Source organism: Aestuarium zhoushanense (genome assembly GCF_056431045.1).
Genome location: NZ_JBWKMA010000023.1, coordinates 744578 through 762088, shown reverse-complemented (window position 1 = coordinate 762088; position 17511 = coordinate 744578). Strand labels below are relative to the sequence as shown.

The window sequence follows — 17511 nt, the reverse complement described above, 5'->3', positions numbered from 1 at the left end:
ATCAGGCGTCGTTCTCGTCAAAGAACGGGGTCATCTGCGCGACGATCACGCTGTTTTCTTCAAGCGCGCGCTGCATCAGTTCCTGTTCGTCTTCGTCGATATCGTGACCTTCGGCAAGACGTTCATCCAAGGTGCCATAACCCGTCACGTCCAGCGGATTGAGGTCGGCCTGCTTTAGGATCGCAACCGTTTCGCGGACGGCTTCAGATTCATCAACACCGCTGGAATAGCACATCAGCGCGGCGCCAGTGCTGCCATCTGGCAGACCGTCACCCTCTTTGCGACCGACCTGAACCAAAAGGGTGTAGACCTGTTGTTTGGTGTCTTTTTTGACCATTTCGGCCCCCCTTGCCTTGTTCGGCGCATGATTAACGGTTGAGATCGTTTGACTGCGAACGCGATGATTTTCAAGTGGCGCCGCAAACCGCATTATACTTTTGCACCGCGAAAATCGGCAAAACCTACTCAAATGATCCCCGAAAATAACCCTTAGGTGAATAGACCTGTTCACCTATTTAGCCCCTAATGCGTGTGTCGAGACACTTCATTCGCATGTGGTGTCGCTTCAGTCTTTCAGAGACGCGGGTGACTCTCCGTCACGCCCACGTCACGACTTTGCCCCGCAAGCTACCGCTCGCGGGGCTTTTTTATGGCCGCGACAAAAGCAAAGGCGCGCCCAAAATGGACGCGCCCTAAACTCAATATGCGAAAGATAATTAATCGCGCAGGAGTTCGTTGATGCCTGTTTTCGAACGTGTGCGTTCGTCCACACGTTTCACAATCACAGCGCAGTACAAGTTGATACCGTTCTTAGACGGCATCGAACCCGAGACGACGACCGAATACGGCGGCACTTCGCCGTAGAAAACTTCACCCGTTTCACGATCAACGATTTTGGTCGATTGGCCGATGTAAACGCCCATGCCCAGAACCGAACCTTCACGGATGATACAGCCTTCGACGACTTCCGAACGCGCACCGATAAAGCAATTATCTTCGATGATGGTCGGGCCAGCCTGCATGGGTTCAAGAACGCCACCGATACCTACGCCACCCGACAGGTGAACGTGTTTACCGATTTGTGCGCACGACCCAACAGTCGCCCATGTGTCAACCATAGTGCCTTCACCTACGTGTGCACCGAGGTTCACGAAGGATGGCATCAGAACGACGCCTTTTGCAATGTACGCAGACTTACGAACAACTGCGTTCGGAACAGCACGGAAGCCAGCCGCTTGGAAGTCTTCAGCGCCCCAACCTTTGAACTTGCTGTCGACCTTGTCCCACCAGCTGTGACCCTGCGGACCACCAGACTGAAGCTCCATATCCTTGATACGGAAACCCAAGAGCACGGCCTTTTTCGCCCACTGGTTTACATGCCATTTGCCGTCATCCTGACGTTCGGCAACACGCAGCGCACCGCGATCAAGCGCGTTTAACGTATCTTCAATCGCTTCACGGGTTTCGCCCGTGGTCGCAGGGGTGATCGTATCGCGGGCTTCCCACGCGGCTTCGATGGCAGCTTCGAGCTGGACGTTCGACATGTGGCCTCTCGGTGTTAGATGTGGTTTGAACCTTCCGTGGGGCTATAGACCGTTTCGCCCCCAAAGAGCAATAAAAGGCACGACCGATGAGAGACGACAACCGACGCCACCCCCTTCGCCACTCAGGAGAAGACCGTCAGGCCGCCAAACACATCCCTGACACTCCGCAAACGCGGTCGCCGACCTACAAACTGGCGTTTTCAGACACCGATTTCATGTGTCGCGAAGATCTCCGCCCTGTCCGCCTGCAACTCGAACTCCTGAAAACAGAGTTGGCGATGGACGAAGCTCAGATCGAATCAACGATCGTTCTGTTCGGTGGTGCGCGGATTCCAGCGCCCGAAAACAAAGAAACGGCGCGGACGCAGACGCTCTCTGATCTATCGAAATACTACGATGAAGCACGTCGCTTTGCCCGCATGATGACCGAGCTTTCGTTGAAAAATGGGGGCCATGAGAACGTCATCGTCACTGGTGGTGGTCCGGGCGTGATGGAAGCTGGCAACCGTGGCGCGGCTGAGGCAGGCGGTAAATCAATCGGATTGAACATCGTCCTGCCGCACGAACAAGCACCAAATCAGTACGTGACGCCAGAACTGTGTTTCAACTTCCACTACTTCGCCATACGGAAGATGCACTTCCTGATGCGCGCGAAAGCGGTGTGCGTGTTCCCAGGCGGTTTCGGCACCTTGGACGAAATGTTCGAGAGCTTGACCCTGATTCAGACAGGTCGAATGGAGCAAGTTCCATTCTTACTCTTCGGTAAGAAATTCTGGGAAAAGATCATAAACTGGGATGCGCTCGCTGACGCGGGCACCATCTCGGATCAAGACTTGGCGCTCTTCCGCTATGTTGAAACAGCCGAAGAGGCGATGGACGCGCTCGCAAATTGGGAAAACGTGGGTCAAAAGCGCGGGTCTATCCCGGGACGTTGACCGAATGTGCGGGGCTTTAGAGCCCCGCTTCTGCTTCGATCTGAGCGCGTGATTTACGAGCCCGTTCCGTGGCGGATTTCAACTGACCACAGGCGGCCATGATGTCCTCACCGCGCGGCGTACGGATCGGTGACGCGTAGCCTGCTTCCATCAGGATCCGCGCAAACGCGTGGATACGGTTGTTCGACGACCGTTTATACGGCGCACCCGGCCATTCATTGAACGGGATCAGGTTCACTTTGGCTGGAATACCGTCGAGCAGTTTGACTAAACGATGGGCGTCCTCGAACGTGTCGTTCACACCGTCGAGCATCACATATTCAAACGTAATCCGTTCGCTGTTCGTCGCCTTCGGATATTCGCGAAGTGCGTCCAACAGGGTCTCAATGTTCCACTTTTTATTCACTGGAACGAGCTTATCGCGCACTTCATCGGTCGTTGCGTGGAACGATACCGCGAGAAGGCAGCCAATTTCCTCGGCAGTCCGTGCGATTTCGGGAACAACACCAGAGGTCGACAGCGTGATGCGGCGACGGCCCAGTGCGATGCCTTCACCATCCATGGTGATCTTCATCGCATCACGGACGTTTTCGAAATTATAGAGCGGCTCGCCCATGCCCATCAGAACGATGTTAGACAGCAAACGTGGGCCATCATCACCAGTGCCAGTGCCTGGCTCGGGCCATTCATCCAAATCATCGCGCGCCAGCATGATCTGACCAACGATCTCAGAGGCCGTGAGGTTGCGCACCAATTTCTGCGTGCCCGTATGGCAGAACGAACAGGTCAGCGTGCAGCCAACTTGGGAAGACACGCACAGCGTTCCGCGGCCTTCCTCAGGAATGTAGACAATCTCGACCTCGTGGCCGCCCGCAATACGAACGAGGTATTTGCGGGTGCCATCCTCGGACACGAGCTTTGTCACCAACTCAGGACGCTCAATCACGAAATTCTCAGAGAGCATCTTGCGATAGTCTTTGGACAGGTTGGTCATGACGTCGAAATCGGTCACACCCCAGTGGTAGACCCACTGCCACACCTGATTGAGGCGCATCTTGGCCTGCTTCTCGGGCGTACCTGCTTCGATCAATGCCTCACGCATTTGTTCGCGGGTCATGCCAGCAAGGTTTTTGGCTCCCTCCGGCAGTTTGCGGGGGATTGTCAGGACGTCTTGGGTAATCGGAGCAGTCGCGGTCATAGCAGCCTCGGGTGCGGGTAGATGGGCGCTCATATAGGATTCGGGGCAGAATTCAAAAGAATTCCGCCCCAATATAAGTCAAATAATGGTGCAGCGGGTCGAAATTAACCAGCGCAGCGGCGCTGAGCCTCTTCCAGCGACGCCGTGAAACCCAAAAGCGAGAAGCTATCTTTGGTTACGGTGCCGCGTGCGGAACGCGCTGTCAGGACCGCTTCAGAGCCAGCACGCATCGCCGCAACAATCTGTGCATCGGCTTCGGCATTAGCAGGCCAAGCGTTTTCGCCCTGAACGTAGAGATCATACTCGCGTCCACCGATTTCCATCTTCACAGTTGATTCACCTGCGAACGGATACCCACCCGTGAACACCACTTGGCCATTCAGACCAGCAGAGGGCTTAAAGAAAACGTAGAGCAGGATATCACCACGGCGCACCGCAACCACGTTGCCATCGCGTGTGTTCACTGTCTCTTTGGGTGCCGAAACGATCCAGCATTCGCGCGGATCATTGCCCTCGAAGACGCTCCAGTCGGTGTTGGCGGCTACGCGATTGTCAGAGTCCTGCGCGACAGCAACACTAGCCGTACCGAGCGCAAGAGCGACAACTGCCGCACGCATCATTCCAGAAATCATTAGACAGCCTCCAAGCTGTTTTTGCCTCTTCTTCCACTCGCCCGATGCTCTACCGTCACCGTTCCGCCAGCGGATCTATTCTCTCGATGTTGTATCTTTACCAAGAAAAGAGGCCTATGGGAAAGTCCTATTGGCGCACGAAATTGTGCGGATTCCCGCCTGACTACCCCGAACTCAGGCCATTGCATCCCAAATCAGCTTAATCGCCATCGCTGTAGAGGCGATCACTAGAACGGGTTTGATAACGCGCGAGCCGACTTTCATTGCCAGTTTGGAGCCCAGATAAGCCCCCGCCATCTGCCCCGCGCCCATACATAGCCCCGTCACCCAGAGCGGTTTAGCCACCAACGCAAAGGCAAGCGTCGCGCCCACGTTAGATGCGAAGTTCAGTAGTTTTGTATGCGCCGTCGCTTTCAGCACGCCATAGCCACCCAAGGCGACGAAACCGAGCATGAAAAACGCCCCCGTGCCTGGCCCGAGGAGGCCATCATAAAACCCGATTACGGGCACGAACGCGATCATGAACAGAGCTGGGCTGATGCGTTGCACTCGATCCAGATCATCCAAACCGGGTTTAAATGCAAAGAAGAGCGCGACTGCGATCAGCAAAACGGGCAAGCCCAAACGGATCACGTCCGTTGGTAGGAACGAGGCAAGCAACGCACCTGCGATCGATGCTGCAAATGACATCAACGCTGAGGGCATTTGGGCCAACAGGTTCACATGCCCAGCCCGCGCATAGTTAATCGCGGCCATACCTGCGCCAAATAGACCTTGGACCTTATTCGTTGCGAGTGCCGTAATCGGGTTCAGACCAGCTATCAGCAGCGCAGGAATGGTAATCAATCCACCACCGCCCGCAATCGAATCGATAAAGCCCGCCACAAACGCAGCGCCGGTAAGCAGAACGAGAAGTTCGACAGAATGTTCTAGCACTTAGGATACAAACTCGCTGCGTTTATACCCCTGAAGATAGAGGAGTGCGGTCAAATCGCCGTGGTTAATACGAACGTTGCACTCTGCCTGCACACTTGGCTTCGCGTGAAGCGCCACGCCAGTGCCCGCACGACCGAGCATACCGAGGTCGTTTGCACCATCACCAACGGCAATCACATCGGCCTCTGAGATACCCAGACGCGCTGTGATCTCTTCCAGCGCCTGAACTTTGGCTTCGCGACCAAGGATTGGATAGCCGACCTTGCCTGTCAGCTTACCATCTTCGGCAATCAAGGTATTCGCACGGTTTTCATCAAACCCCAACGCTGCAGCGATGCGTGATGTGAACGCGGTAAATCCGCCAGACACCAAGGCCGCATAACCACCCTGTGCTTTCATTGTCTGCACCAGTTCATAACCGCCTGGCATATGGGTGATGCGGGTATTCAGAACGTGTCCGATAACAGCCTCATCCAACCCTGCCAAAAGGCCAACACGCTCTTCCAGTGCGCCGTTGAAATCCAACTCGCCATTCATCGCGCGCTTTGTGATGTCTGCGACCCGTTCACCTACGCCAGCTTCGGCGGCCAGTTCATCGATGCATTCCTGACGGATCATCGTCGAATCCATATCGGCAAGGAGCATCTTTTTGCGACGTTCTTCGGTCGGCTGGATCACCAAATCGATCCCATTCGACTGCAGGTCGGACCAAACATCCCAAAAATTCGACGGCTCTACAGGCACTTCGAACTCCGCTGCCTCATCAACCGACAACCAGATCGCGTCGCCGCCGCCCCACGCATTACGGAGCGATTCCACCAATGGCGTTTCGATTTTCCGCTCGGACGGCGCACAAAGAAGGGTGACGGTGAACATCGGACAGCTCCGGTTACGACTGGTTTTGCTAGCGTTTCGCATATCCCTAAGCCGCTGCCAAGCAGGTCCGAAGTTTCCGATAGTAGTCGCGGATGGTCCAATTACGACCTTTTGCCGAAATCAAGCGTCATTTTCCCCATTGCAGCTTTCTGCACTGCCGCATATGTCCAGCAGCGGGACACCTCTCCCCAACGAGAGGCGCTTATCTGAAAGGGTACCAGAAATGGTCAAAGAGACTCCGGCAACGCGTCCGGCAAATGCGCGTTTTTCTTCCGGCCCCTGCGCCAAGATTCCAGCCTTCGAACTCAACATGCTCGCCGACGCCCCGATGGGTCGCTCGCACCGCGCTGCTGTTGGCAAAGCGAAGCTGAAAGAGGCAATCGACCTCACCCGTGAAATTCTCGGCGTTCCCGCCGACTACCGCATCGGCATTGTTCCAGCGTCTGATACTGGCGCTGTTGAGATGGCCATGTGGTCGATGCTCGGCGCTCGTGGCGTCGACATGGTCGCTTGGGAATCCTTCGGCGAAGGCTGGGTCACCGACGTGGTGAAACAGCTGAAACTAGACGCAAACGTTCACAAAGCTGCTTATGGCGAAATCGTCGATTTCACCAAAGTGAACTTTGACAACGACGTTGTCTTTACTTGGAACGGCACCACTTCGGGCGTTCGCCTGCCGTCTGGCGATGCGATCCCTGCGGACCGCGCTGGCCTGACCATTTGTGATGCGACCTCCGCTGCTTTCGCGATGGACCTCGCTTGGGACAAACTCGACGTTGTGACCTTCTCTTGGCAGAAGGTTATGGGCGGCGAAGGTGCCCACGGCATCCTGATCCTCAGCCCACGCGCTGTTGAACGCCTCGAAACTTACGTTCCTGCATGGCCGCTGCCAAAGATCTTCCGCATGACCAAAGGCGGCAAGCTGATCGAAGGTATCTTTGTTGGTGAAACCATCAACACGCCGTCGATGCTGGCTGTTGAGGACTACCTTGTTGCGCTGAAATGGGCGCAAAACCTCGGTGGCCTGAATGCACTGATCGCACGTTCGACCGCCAACGCTCAGGCCATCTGGGACTTCTGCGAAACTCGCGACTGGATCGCCAACCTTGCTGTTTCCGACGACATTCGCTCGAACACTTCGGTTTGCCTGAAGTTCACCGACGACCGCATCCAAGACGGCGCTGCATTTGCCAAGGCCGTAGCAAAACGCCTCGAGAAAGAGGGTGTTGCGCTGGATGTGGGTGCCTACCGTGACGCGCCTGCTGGTCTGCGTATCTGGTGTGGTGCAACCGTCGAAACCTCGGACATCGAAGCAATGCTTCCGTGGCTCGAGTGGGCATTCGAAGCCGAAATCGAAGCACAAGCGTAATCTTGCGGGGCGCGATTAACCGCGCCCTTACCCCCCATTTTCGGGCAGATGCCCACAAACAAAGGAGCCCCATCATGGCCCCCAAAGTTCTTATTTCCGACGAACTCTCCCCCGCAGCCGTTCAGATCTTCAAAGATCGCGGTCTTGAAGTCGACTTCCAGCCTCAGCTTGGCAAAGACAAAGAAGCGCTCGAAGCGATCATCGGCAATTACGATGGTCTCGCGATCCGCTCTGCGACCAAAGTAACCGAGAAAATCATCGCCGCTGCGACCAACCTCAAAGTCGTCGCTCGCGCTGGTATCGGCGTCGATAACGTGGACATCCCGACTGCCTCGAAAAAAGGTATCATCGTGATGAACACGCCGTTCGGCAACATGATCACCACAGCTGAGCACGCTATCGCGATGATGTTCGCTGTCGCACGTCAAATCCCCGAAGCGTCTGCATCCACCCATGCTGGCAAATGGGAAAAGTCGAAATTCATGGGTGTTGAGCTGACCGGCAAAACACTTGGCGTTATTGGCGCAGGCAACATTGGTTCGATCGTGATCGATCGCGCTCAGGGCCTCAAAATGAAGGTCGTCGCATACGATCCGTTCCTGTCCGAAGAACGCGCTGCGAAAATCGGCGTTGAGAAACTGGAGCTCGACGAGCTGCTTGCACGTGCTGACTTCATCACCCTGCACGTTCCGCTGACCGACTCGACCCGTAACATCCTGTCGCGCGAAAACCTCGCGAAAACCAAACCGGGCGTTCGCATTGTGAACTGTGCTCGCGGTGGTCTGGTTGACGAGGAAGCTCTCGCTGACATGCTGAAATCGGGCCATGTTGCTGGTGCTGCGTTCGACGTGTTCTCGGTCGAGCCTGCGAAAGAAAACCCGCTGTTCAACCTGCCGAACGTTGTCTGCACCCCGCACTTGGGCGCAGCTACTTCGGAAGCTCAGGAAAACGTGGCACTTCAGGTTGCGGAACAGATATCTGACTACCTGCTGACTGGCGCTGTTACCAACGCGCTCAATATGCCGTCCGTGACCGCCGAAGAAGCAAAAGTCATGGGCCCGTGGATCAAGTTGGCTGGTCACCTCGGTAACTTTATCGGTCAGATGACCGACGAACCGATCAAAGCGATCAACGTGATGTATGACGGTGTCGTTTCCGACATGAACCTCAAAGCGCTCGATTGCGGCGTGATTGCAGGCATCATGAAGAAAGCGAACCCTGACGTGAACATGGTGTCCGCACCTGTGATCGCAAAAGAACGCGGTATCAAACTCTCGACCACCACTCAGGATCAGTCAGGCGCGTTCGAAGGCTACATCAAAGTGACCGTTGTCACCGATGGTTACGAGCGTTCGGTTGCTGGCACGGTGTTCTCTGATGGCAAGCCGCGCTTTATCCAGATCAAAGGCATCAACGTGGACGCCGAAGTTGGTCAACACATGCTCTACACCACCAACGAAGACGTTCCTGGTATCATCGGTACGCTGGGTTCGACGCTTGGCAACAATGGCGTCAACATCGCGAACTTTACCCTTGGTCGCGCTGGCGCTGGCGGTGAGGCAATCGCGCTTCTCTACGTCGACGAAGCATTGAACGCTGAGACACTGAAGGCCCTGTCTGAAACAGGTAAATTCAAGCAGGTTAAACCGCTGGTATTTGACGTGGCCTAATCCACACGACATTCCTAAAAAGGGGCGGTTTTCCGCCCCTTTTTCATTTTGATGCCCTGACTTTACAAAGTTGCGCGATAGGTAGAGCGAATGACCTTTTCGGAACAAAAAATGACCTATGCTATTGGCGATATTCACGGCCAAATCGACCAACTCGAAAACGCACTTCGCCTTATTGAAATTGATGGTGGTGCAGACGCTCATATCGTCTTTCTCGGGGATTATACGGACCGTGGTCCCAATAGCCGCGCCGTCGTCGAGCGACTGCTGAATGGCATTGCCGAAGGTCGGAACTGGACAGTTCTGCGCGGCAACCATGACCGAATGTTCTGTCGTTATCTCGCGGATGGCACCGAGCACGACTCCCAGATTAAGTCTGGCAAAGGTTGGTTCGATCCTGCCCTCGGTGGGACAGAAACCCTACGGTCTTATGGAGTCGACGTTGGCGGCACCGACACACTCAAACGTGCCCAAGCAGCCGTCCCCCCCGAACACCTCGCATTCTTGGAAAGTCGCCCGCTCTGGTTCGAAACGGACGCGTTGATCTTTGTTCACGCAGGCATTCGCCCCAACATTGCGATGGAGGACCAGATTGAGGACGACCTGATCTGGATCCGCGTTGGTTTCCTGGATCACGAAGGTCCATTCGAGAAACTGATCGTTCACGGTCACACCGCACTGGATACGCCAACTCATCTTGGCAATCGGGTCGATCTCGATGGCGGCGCTGGCTATGGCCGTCCGCTCGTTCCTGCGGTATTTGATGGGACCACTTGTTTTACTTTGACCGATCAGGGGCGCGTTCCGCTACTATCGTCGGTCTGAAAGACCTGAAATGCCCGTTGAATTTTCGTCCCTTACTGACCTAATGGCACACGGTTTTGACACCGTGATCGACGTGCGCTCCCCTGCCGAATACGACGAGGATCACATTGCAGGTGCGATCAGTCTGCCCGCGATGTCGAACGAAGAACGGGCAATCGTCGGGACGATCTACAAACAAGAAAGCCCATTCAAAGCCCGCAAAATCGGCGCGGCAATTGTTGCCCGTAATGTGGCGCATCACCTTGAAACCGCCCTTTCGGACAAGGATGGCGGATGGAAGCCGTTGGTATATTGCTGGCGCGGCGGACAACGTTCAGGGTCCGTAGCCATCATCCTCAAACAGATCGGATGGCGGGCGGATACCATCGCGGGTGGGTACAAGACCTACCGTCGCTTCGTATACAACGACATGTATGAGACCCAAGTCCCGCACCGCTTTGTGCTCTTGGATGGGAATACAGGAACAGCAAAGACCGATATTCTGAACCGTTTATCTGCGCACGGCATCCAGACACTCGACCTCGAGGGGATGGCGCAGCATCGCGGCTCTATGTTGGGCGGTGTTGCGGGTGGTCAGCCTGATCAGAAAACCTTTGAGTCCCGATTGGCTTGCAAACTATCGACACTGGACCCAAACCACCCAGTCGTCATCGAAGCCGAAAGCAGCAAAATCGGACGCTTGAATGTGCCGCCGACAGTATGGGCCGCTATGTGCGATGCACCTCGTATTGATATCGAAGCCCCTGTCGAAGAACGGGCGCGGTATTTACAGGGTGCCTACGCCGATGTCATCGCAGACACCGACCGCTTAACCGCTCTATTGCAGCCGCTTCGACAACATCGCAGCCATGCGACCGTCGATCACTGGGAAACCCTGCTACGGGACGGTGACTTTACCGCGCTCGCAAAGGCTTTGATCGTCGATCACTATGATCCGTCCTATACAAAATCCCGATCGGTGCATGCACCGACCGTTCTTGGCTCGCTTCACAGCGACACCCTAGACGACATCGGACAGGCGAACTTGGCAGAGCGCGTGGCAGATATCGTCAAATCACTTTGATTGCTGGTGTGTCGGTGATCCGGCCAATAGCCGAAGCGCCATAACCACAGAGCTTCAATTTCCGCACCATTTCGTCAGCAAGATCGGCACGCACCGCAGCCAGCAAACCGCCCGAGGTTTGCGGATCGAACAACAGATCGAACCGCGGCCCTTGCGCCCCAAAGACGCCGCCAGCCCCCTCGCGATTTTCCTCCCAAAGCGTGGATTTCACACCCGTGGCGATCAGTTCTTCGACGCCACGCAGCACTGGCAGGTTCGCCAAGGTGATTTCTGCGCCAACGCCTGATGCTTCGCAAATACCTGACAAATGCCCTGCCAGACCAAAGCCTGTGACATCCGTCATCGCTCGCGCTTCGGACGCTAGGATACGGCTCGCGACAGCCTGTGGTTCAGCCATACGCTGATAGGCCGCCAATACATCGCGCCCCTTTGCGAGCCCACGCATTTCGGCGGCCAAGAGAACACCCGTACCCAATGGTTTTGTGAGGATGAGAACGTCGCCCTCTTTTGCACCCTCAATCGTGCGCACGTCTCCTGTCGTGCGGCCTGTGATGGTAAAGCCGATGGTGAATTCTGATCCGACTGAGGTATGTCCCCCCGCGATGACCGCACCTACCCGCCCCATCACATCCGCCGCAGCCGAGGTAATCTCTACCATTGTGCGTTGCTGAAGCTCTGACGACATGCGCGGCAAGATCACAGACATCGTAGCAGCCTGAGGTTCAGCCCCCATTGCCCAAATATCGCCCAGCGCATGGGTCGCAGCGATGCGCGTCATGAGATCGGGATCATGGGTAAAGGCTCTGAGATGATCGGTGGTCATAACGAGGGTCTCACCGCCGACCTCAATCACTGCTGCATCATCACCTTTCACATAGCGAACGTCATCGCGGTCACTGCTGGGCAAGTCGGCAAGGGCTGCACGCAATGCACTTCGTCCTACCTTGGACCCGCATCCTGCACACATCGGGACATCGCCCAAGACCGCGCGGACACCGTCAGCGACCAGTGCAGGTAACTTTGGCCGCGCCATTGCGGGCAAGTTATGGAATTTCTCCATGAACGTCGTATCGATGCGGTTTTTCCACAACCACAACAGCGGCCCCCGAACAGCCGTTCCGAGCTTTTCGGCCAGAGCGGATTTCTGCCCGAGTGAGATGAGCTTGAGGTAATCTTTCTGCGGTTGATATCCTTTGAAGGTTCCACCCGACAGAGCGGCCCGAAGGTTATGGAACAGAACTGGCGCTTCACGAACAGCAAAAACACCCGCCTTTGGGCGTGGCGCATGGGTGAGATAGGCACAATCGCCCGCCGCGAAAACGTGACTATCGCTCGACTGCAAGGTTGGCCCGACGCTGATGAACCCTTGATAAAGGTTCAATCCCGTCTCAGCGATCCAACCATGCGGGCGTGCGCCTGTCGCACCATTGGTAAAAGTAGACGGAATACGCGTGCCATCCTTGAGGACCACAGAATCCGCCGTCACCTCAACGACATCCGCGTTCTCGATCAGTTCGACACGCGCCTCTTTTAGCGATTTCAGCAGTTGAGACCGAGCCGTATCGCTAAATTCGGACAGCGCTGTGCCGCGATCAATCAGACGAACCTCGGCCGATTTGCCTCGCAGCGCATGCGCCATCGCCATAGAAAGTTCAGCACCTGCAACGCCACCACCCAAAACCGCAACACGAGGCTTCTTGGCCTCTTTGCGATAGACATCCCAACGCGCCGCAAATGTATCGAGCGGTTTTGCCGGAATACCATGTTCAGCAAATCCCGGCAGATCAGGCATCTCGGATGTGATCCCGATATCGATAGACGCTATGTCATATGGTATCGGACCACGCCCCTTGAGGCTGATGGTCCGTCTACGCAAATCAATCCCAATAGCCTTGTCCACGATGACCCGAGCACCCGCAAATCGTGCCAGTTTGATCAGATCAATATCGAGTTCATCTTTGGAATAGTGTCCCGCCACAAACCCTGGCAGCATTCCAGAATATGTTGCCGTGGGCGCAGGGTTAATCACCGTCACACGAACGCCAGGCAATGGGTTCATTCCCCACATCCGCAGAACGAGGGCGTGCGTATGCCCACCGCCGATCAAAACGAGGTCGCGGGTCAGAGGGATTTGATCGTTCATGATGGATGACTCGTTCGCAGTTCGATTACCGATCCAACGAGACTGACATTTGGCCTCTCAACTGGCAACCGGACATCCCACCGCACCACCATCATTGATTTCCCGAAGTGACGGAACGTTTCACTGTTTTCCCACGTGACCATGAGTAACCTTCGTCCAACGGGAGGACCTCTATGACTGATATCGTAATTTTAGGCGGCGCACGGACCGCAATTGGCACATTCGGCGGTAGCCTCGCAGGCACGGCTCCAATCGACCTTGGCGCAATCGCAGCCAAAGCAGCTTTGGAGCGTTCGGGCGTCACTGGAGATCAGATCGGCACGACGGTCTTTGGCCACATCATCAACACCGAACCGCGTGATATGTATCTGTCACGGGTTGCCGCAATGCAGGCTGGCGTTCCTGAGACAACTCCCGCCATGAACGTGAACCGCCTGTGTGGGTCGGGCGTTCAGGCGATTGTATCGGCCACGCAGTCGTTGATGCTCGGCGATGCGGATTTCGCATTGGCTGGTGGCGCGGACTGCATGAGCCGCTCGCCCTACATCCTCCCCGATGCACGGTGGGGTGCAAAAATGGGAGACATTCGCGGCCTCGACATGATGGTCGGCGCACTGACTTGCCCGTTCGGCACAGGTCACATGGGCGTCACCGCTGAAAACGTTGCGCGGGATTATAACATCAGCCGCGAGGACCAAGACTCCTTTGCCGCAGAAAGCCAACGCCGCGCATTGGCCGCGATGGAGGCAGGGTATTTCGACAGCCAAATCGTGCCCGTTGAGGTGAAGGTAAAACGCGAGATGGTCGCCTTTACCCGCGATGAACACGCCAAACCGACCACCGTAGAAGCCCTCGCTGGCCTACGCCCAGTGTTCCAAAAAGACGGCTCTGTCACCGCTGGCAACGCAAGTGGCATTAACGATGGGGCTGCGGCAGTTATTCTTGCGCGCGCTGATGCGGCAGAAAAAGCAGGCCTCACGCCGAAATTCCGCATCGCAGGCTACGCCCATTCTGGCGTCGCGCCAGAGGTCATGGGTATTGGCCCGATCCCAGCCGTTCGCTCCTTGTGTGAACGCACTGGCCTTTCAATCGGCGACTTCGACGTGATTGAATCGAACGAGGCCTTCGCGGCGCAAGCTATCGCGGTTTCTCGTGAGCTTGGCTTTGATGCGGCCAAGGTGAACCCGAATGGCGGCGCTATTGCACTTGGCCATCCTGTCGGCGCGACGGGTGCCATCCTGACCGTCAAAACGATGTTTGAACTCGACCGTATCGGCGGCCGCTATGGCCTCATCACCATGTGTATCGGTGGTGGCCAAGGCATCGCACTAGTGATTGAGCGCCTCTGATCATTCCTCAGGATAGTCGCGGGAGAACACCAAGGTGTTATCCTGCGACATATCTGGATCAAAGGCATATCCACCCGTGTGGAAACCCTTGAGGTCCTCCACTTCAGTGATGCGGTTTTCGATGATATACCGCGCCATTGCACCCCGCGCCCGTTTAGCGAAAAAGCTCACGATCTTTGGCTTGCCGCCTTTGACCTCATAGAACTGTGGCGTCACAACGCGCAGCTTTAGGGCCTTATTGTCCGCCGCATGGAAATATTCCTGTGAGGCACAATTGACTAAGATATCCGTCCCAATGGCCTCCGCCTCAGCGTTTAGGCGCTTGGAAATTTGTGTGCCCCAATAGTCATACAAATCCTTGCCGCGACGGGTCTTGAGCTTGCTCCCCATCTCTAACCGATAAGGCTGCATGCCATCCAACGGACGCAGCAACCCATACATCCCCGAAAGTATCCGCAAGTGGTCCTGTGCCCAACGCAGTGCGTCTGGATCAAGGGTTTTTGCTTCCAACCCTTTGTAGGTGTCCCCATCGAACGCAAAAACCGCTGGTTTTACATTCTCGGGCTCTGGATCGGCGCTATAAGCCTTGAACCGATCGCGGTTCAATTTCGCTAGATTATCCGAAATCGACATCAGACCTTTCAGGTCCGAAAGTGTGAGGTTCCGCGCAGCCTTGGCCAATCGCATCGCATCATCAGGGAACATCAGGTCGGTCATTTCGGCCGAAGCAGGTGACATATCCAAAGATTTTGCGGGGGAAACGACGATCAGCATTTATGGCTCCTTCTTGCAAAGGGGAACCTAGCACTCACCTCTCAAAACTAAAGGGCCAAACGCAGTTAATCCCCTGCTCAAATGCACATGATTATCAGGATGCTTCTGACAAAACGCCCAAGAATGCATCCCCGAACCGTTCGGCATATTTCGCGCCGAGCACACGCTCCATCGTCGCCATATCCCGAGGGCGCATTTGCGCGACTTTCGCCAACAGAGAAGCTGAGCAGGTCATCGGTTTACCAGTGCCATCTTCGCCTCGACTGAGGTCGGCCTGAACTTCGAGTAGTCGATCATAAACCGAACCTTCACTGCGCCCCGCCATCTTGCGACGCGCGGGGTGAAGTTGTGCCACCTCACCTGCAATCACCGAAAGAAACGCATCACCGTAGCTCTGCAGTTTCTTTGCTCCTACACCGCTGATCTTTGCCATCTCGTCTAAGCTCATCGGGCGCTTCTGCGCCATTTCGATCAGAGTGCTGTCGTTGTAGATGATATACGCAGGCACACCCGCCGCCTCCGCCAGTGCACGGCGTTTCGCCTTGAGTGCGGACAACAGCGGCGCGTCGTCCTCGCTCACCAGCATTTTGATCTTATTGCCAGTCTTCGCGGCCTTAATCGTATCGCGCCGCAGCTGGATCGTATCCTCACCACGTAGAATGGGTCGCGCTTTTTCGGTCATGCGCAAACCACCATGCCGTTCAGGATCAGGACGCAACAAATCATGCCCCATCATCTGCCGAAAAATCGCCTGCCATTCACGGCGACTATATTCTTTGCCGACACCATAGGTCGGCAACTGATCGTGTCCGCGCTGTTTGATCTTATCCAGATCAGAGCCCAACAAGATCTCGATCAGATGCCCGGATCCATAGCTTTCCCCTGTCCGCAAAGCCGCAGACAGCGCCATCCGCACAGGCGTTGTTCCATCGAACACATCGGCAGGCTTGTCGCAAAGATCGCAATGACCGCAGGCCGTCGCCTCTTCGCCAAAATAGCCGAGCAGGGTTTTGCGACGGCATTCAAGCGCCTCGCACAATCCCAAAAGCGCATTGAGACGCGCGTGATCAGCCATACGACGTTCCGGCGGCGCAAGACCCTCATCGATTTGCTGACGACGGTAACGAATGTCATCGGGTCCAAAGAGCGTGAGTGTCTCAGCCGGTGCTCCGTCACGACCTGCGCGACCGATCTCTTGGTAGTAAGACTCAATCGATTTCGGCAGGTCTGCATGGGCAACCCAACGGATGTCTGGCTTGTCGATACCCATACCAAAAGCGACCGTCGCAACCACGATCAGTCCGTCTTCTTGTTGGAAGCGCCCCTCAACAACGCGACGGTCTTCCGCCTCCATCCCGCCGTGATAATGACAGGCGGCATGTCCCGCCTCTCGCAACGCTTGAGCGATGGTTTCCGTTTTGGCTCGCGTGCCGCAATAGACAATCCCAGACTGCCCTTTTCGCGCCGCCGCGAACGACAATATCTGCTGGCGCGGCTGATCCTTCACGGCAAAGGCGAGGTGGATATTCGGACGATCAAATCCACGCAGGAACGTAACGGGGGGAACGCCATCAAACAGCTTTTCAACGATTTCCGCTTGAGTCTCCGCGTCAGCCGTCGCGGTAAAAGCCGCAAGTGGCACGTCCAACGCCCGCCGCAATTCGCCAATCCGTAAATAGTCTGGGCGAAAATCGTGGCCCCACTGGCTGACACAATGCGCTTCATCGACCGCAATCATGCTCACGCCAATGCGACGCAACATTTGCGGTACACCGCCCGCGGCCAACCGCTCTGGCGCCATATACAAGAGCTTGAGACGCCCCTCTTCCAGCGCCTGCCAAACGGCATCGGTTTCTTCTTGAGTATTGCCAGAGGTCAGCGCGCCAGCCTCAACCCCAGCTTCACGTAGCCCTCGCACCTGATCACGCATCAAGGCAATAAGTGGCGAAATAACGACGGTTACACCCTCGCGCACCAAGGCTGGAAGTTGGAAGCACAACGACTTACCGCCGCCTGTCGGCATAATGGCAAGCGTGTTTTGCCCCAGAGACACCGCCTCAACAATCTCTTCTTGACCCGGACGGAACCCGTCGAATCCGAATACGTCGCGCAAAAGCGTGGCTGCGGTCATAAGATCAATTTCTGGCTGCTCGTTTTGCCTAAAGAATCACAAGCCCCTGGTCAGAGCAACCCCGCC

General features: G+C 55.9%; 15 protein-coding genes. 6 read left to right on the top strand and 9 right to left on the bottom strand.

Annotation, left to right across the window (positions count from 1 at the left end):
- Position 1 precedes the first annotated feature (1 nt).
- Entirely contained in the window at positions 2-337 is a 336-nt protein-coding gene (locus AC07ED_RS15495; protein ID WP_105236419.1) for a hypothetical protein, read from the bottom strand.
- Between the two features lie 379 nt (positions 338-716).
- Positions 717-1544 (bottom strand): 2,3,4,5-tetrahydropyridine-2,6-dicarboxylate N-succinyltransferase, encoded by an 828-nt coding sequence (gene dapD / locus AC07ED_RS15490; protein ID WP_105236032.1) that lies wholly within the window; start codon positions 1542-1544, stop codon positions 717-719.
- 86 nt (positions 1545-1630) lie between these two features.
- Here dapD and AC07ED_RS15485 point away from each other — a divergent pair, with 86 nt between their 5' ends.
- Positions 1631-2479 carry an LOG family protein gene (locus tag AC07ED_RS15485; protein WP_105236033.1) on the top strand — a complete coding sequence of 283 codons (849 nt, stop codon included), beginning with the start codon at positions 1631-1633 and terminating at the stop codon, positions 2477-2479.
- Positions 2480-2495: 16 nt separating this feature from the next.
- Here the strand turns inward: AC07ED_RS15485 and rlmN are convergent, their stop codons facing one another.
- The 4 genes from rlmN to serB form a co-directional block, all read right to left on the bottom strand.
- Entirely contained in the window at positions 2496-3677 is a 1182-nt protein-coding gene (gene rlmN, locus AC07ED_RS15480; protein ID WP_105236034.1) for a dual-specificity RNA methyltransferase RlmN, read from the bottom strand.
- A gap of 104 nt (positions 3678-3781) precedes the next feature.
- Positions 3782-4309: an invasion associated locus B family protein gene (locus tag AC07ED_RS15475; protein WP_067547363.1), complete on the bottom strand. Its 528-nt coding sequence runs from the start codon at positions 4307-4309 to the stop codon at positions 3782-3784.
- A 174-nt stretch (positions 4310-4483) separates the two neighbouring features.
- A complete protein-coding gene (locus AC07ED_RS15470) occupies positions 4484-5245 on the bottom strand; it encodes a TSUP family transporter (protein WP_105236035.1) in 762 nt (253 codons plus the stop codon).
- Entirely contained in the window at positions 5246-6121 is an 876-nt protein-coding gene (serB, locus tag AC07ED_RS15465) for a phosphoserine phosphatase SerB (RefSeq protein ID WP_105236036.1), read from the bottom strand. It lies immediately after the preceding gene.
- A gap of 223 nt (positions 6122-6344) precedes the next feature.
- Between serB and AC07ED_RS15460 the strand changes: the two genes are divergently transcribed.
- The 4 genes from AC07ED_RS15460 to mnmH all read left to right on the top strand — a co-directional run bounded on the left by AC07ED_RS15460 (position 6345) and on the right by mnmH (position 11048).
- Positions 6345-7490, top strand: coding sequence for a phosphoserine transaminase (locus AC07ED_RS15460; protein ID WP_105236037.1), 1146 nt, complete (start codon positions 6345-6347; stop codon positions 7488-7490).
- A 74-nt stretch (positions 7491-7564) separates the two neighbouring features.
- The gene (serA, locus tag AC07ED_RS15455) at positions 7565-9160 is read left to right on the top strand and encodes a phosphoglycerate dehydrogenase (RefSeq protein WP_105236038.1); all 1596 of its coding nucleotides are present in this window, start codon (positions 7565-7567) and stop codon (positions 9158-9160) included.
- 111 nt (positions 9161-9271) lie between these two features.
- Positions 9272-9985 carry a metallophosphoesterase family protein gene (locus AC07ED_RS15450; RefSeq protein ID WP_105236421.1) on the top strand — a complete coding sequence of 238 codons (714 nt, stop codon included), beginning with the start codon at positions 9272-9274 and terminating at the stop codon, positions 9983-9985.
- Positions 9986-10028: 43 nt separating this feature from the next.
- Entirely contained in the window at positions 10029-11048 is a 1020-nt protein-coding gene (gene mnmH / locus AC07ED_RS15445; protein ID WP_478242404.1) for a tRNA 2-selenouridine(34) synthase MnmH, read from the top strand.
- On the opposite strand, the gene selD is transcribed toward mnmH, so the two are convergent.
- On the bottom strand, positions 11035-13191 hold the full coding sequence (gene selD, locus AC07ED_RS15440) for a selenide, water dikinase SelD (protein WP_105236040.1): 2157 nt from the start codon (positions 13189-13191) through the stop codon (positions 11035-11037). The genes mnmH and selD overlap by 14 nt on opposite strands.
- 173 nt (positions 13192-13364) lie before the next feature.
- Here selD and AC07ED_RS15435 point away from each other — a divergent pair, with 173 nt between their 5' ends.
- On the top strand, positions 13365-14540 hold the full coding sequence (locus AC07ED_RS15435; RefSeq protein WP_105236041.1) for an acetyl-CoA C-acyltransferase family protein: 1176 nt from the start codon (positions 13365-13367) through the stop codon (positions 14538-14540).
- Here AC07ED_RS15435 and yaaA read toward each other — a convergent pair whose 3' ends face one another.
- Both yaaA and recQ read right to left on the bottom strand, forming a co-directional pair.
- Entirely contained in the window at positions 14541-15314 is a 774-nt protein-coding gene (yaaA, locus tag AC07ED_RS15430) for a peroxide stress protein YaaA (RefSeq protein ID WP_105236042.1), read from the bottom strand.
- 94 nt (positions 15315-15408) lie between these two features.
- Positions 15409-17445, bottom strand: coding sequence for a DNA helicase RecQ (gene recQ / locus AC07ED_RS15425; RefSeq protein ID WP_105236043.1), 2037 nt, complete (start codon positions 17443-17445; stop codon positions 15409-15411).
- Positions 17446-17511: the final 66 nt, after the last annotated feature.

Coding starts and splice junctions, on each gene's coding strand:
- AC07ED_RS15495 (WP_105236419.1), bottom strand. CDS start 337: ATGGTCAAAAAAGACACCAAACAACAGGTCTACACCCTTTTGGTTCAG.
- dapD (WP_105236032.1), bottom strand. CDS start 1,544: ATGTCGAACGTCCAGCTCGAAGCTGCCATCGAAGCCGCGTGGGAAGCC.
- AC07ED_RS15485 (WP_105236033.1), top strand. CDS start 1,631: ATGAGAGACGACAACCGACGCCACCCCCTTCGCCACTCAGGAGAAGAC.
- rlmN (WP_105236034.1), bottom strand. CDS start 3,677: ATGACCGCGACTGCTCCGATTACCCAAGACGTCCTGACAATCCCCCGC.
- AC07ED_RS15475 (WP_067547363.1), bottom strand. CDS start 4,309: ATGATTTCTGGAATGATGCGTGCGGCAGTTGTCGCTCTTGCGCTCGGT.
- serB (WP_105236036.1), bottom strand. CDS start 6,121: ATGTTCACCGTCACCCTTCTTTGTGCGCCGTCCGAGCGGAAAATCGAA.
- AC07ED_RS15460 (WP_105236037.1), top strand. CDS start 6,345: ATGGTCAAAGAGACTCCGGCAACGCGTCCGGCAAATGCGCGTTTTTCT.
- serA (WP_105236038.1), top strand. CDS start 7,565: ATGGCCCCCAAAGTTCTTATTTCCGACGAACTCTCCCCCGCAGCCGTT.
- AC07ED_RS15450 (WP_105236421.1), top strand. CDS start 9,272: ATGACCTATGCTATTGGCGATATTCACGGCCAAATCGACCAACTCGAA.
- mnmH (WP_478242404.1), top strand. CDS start 10,029: ATGGCACACGGTTTTGACACCGTGATCGACGTGCGCTCCCCTGCCGAA.
- selD (WP_105236040.1), bottom strand. CDS start 13,191: ATGAACGATCAAATCCCTCTGACCCGCGACCTCGTTTTGATCGGCGGT.
- AC07ED_RS15435 (WP_105236041.1), top strand. CDS start 13,365: ATGACTGATATCGTAATTTTAGGCGGCGCACGGACCGCAATTGGCACA.
- yaaA (WP_105236042.1), bottom strand. CDS start 15,314: ATGCTGATCGTCGTTTCCCCCGCAAAATCTTTGGATATGTCACCTGCT.
- recQ (WP_105236043.1), bottom strand. CDS start 17,445: ATGACCGCAGCCACGCTTTTGCGCGACGTATTCGGATTCGACGGGTTC.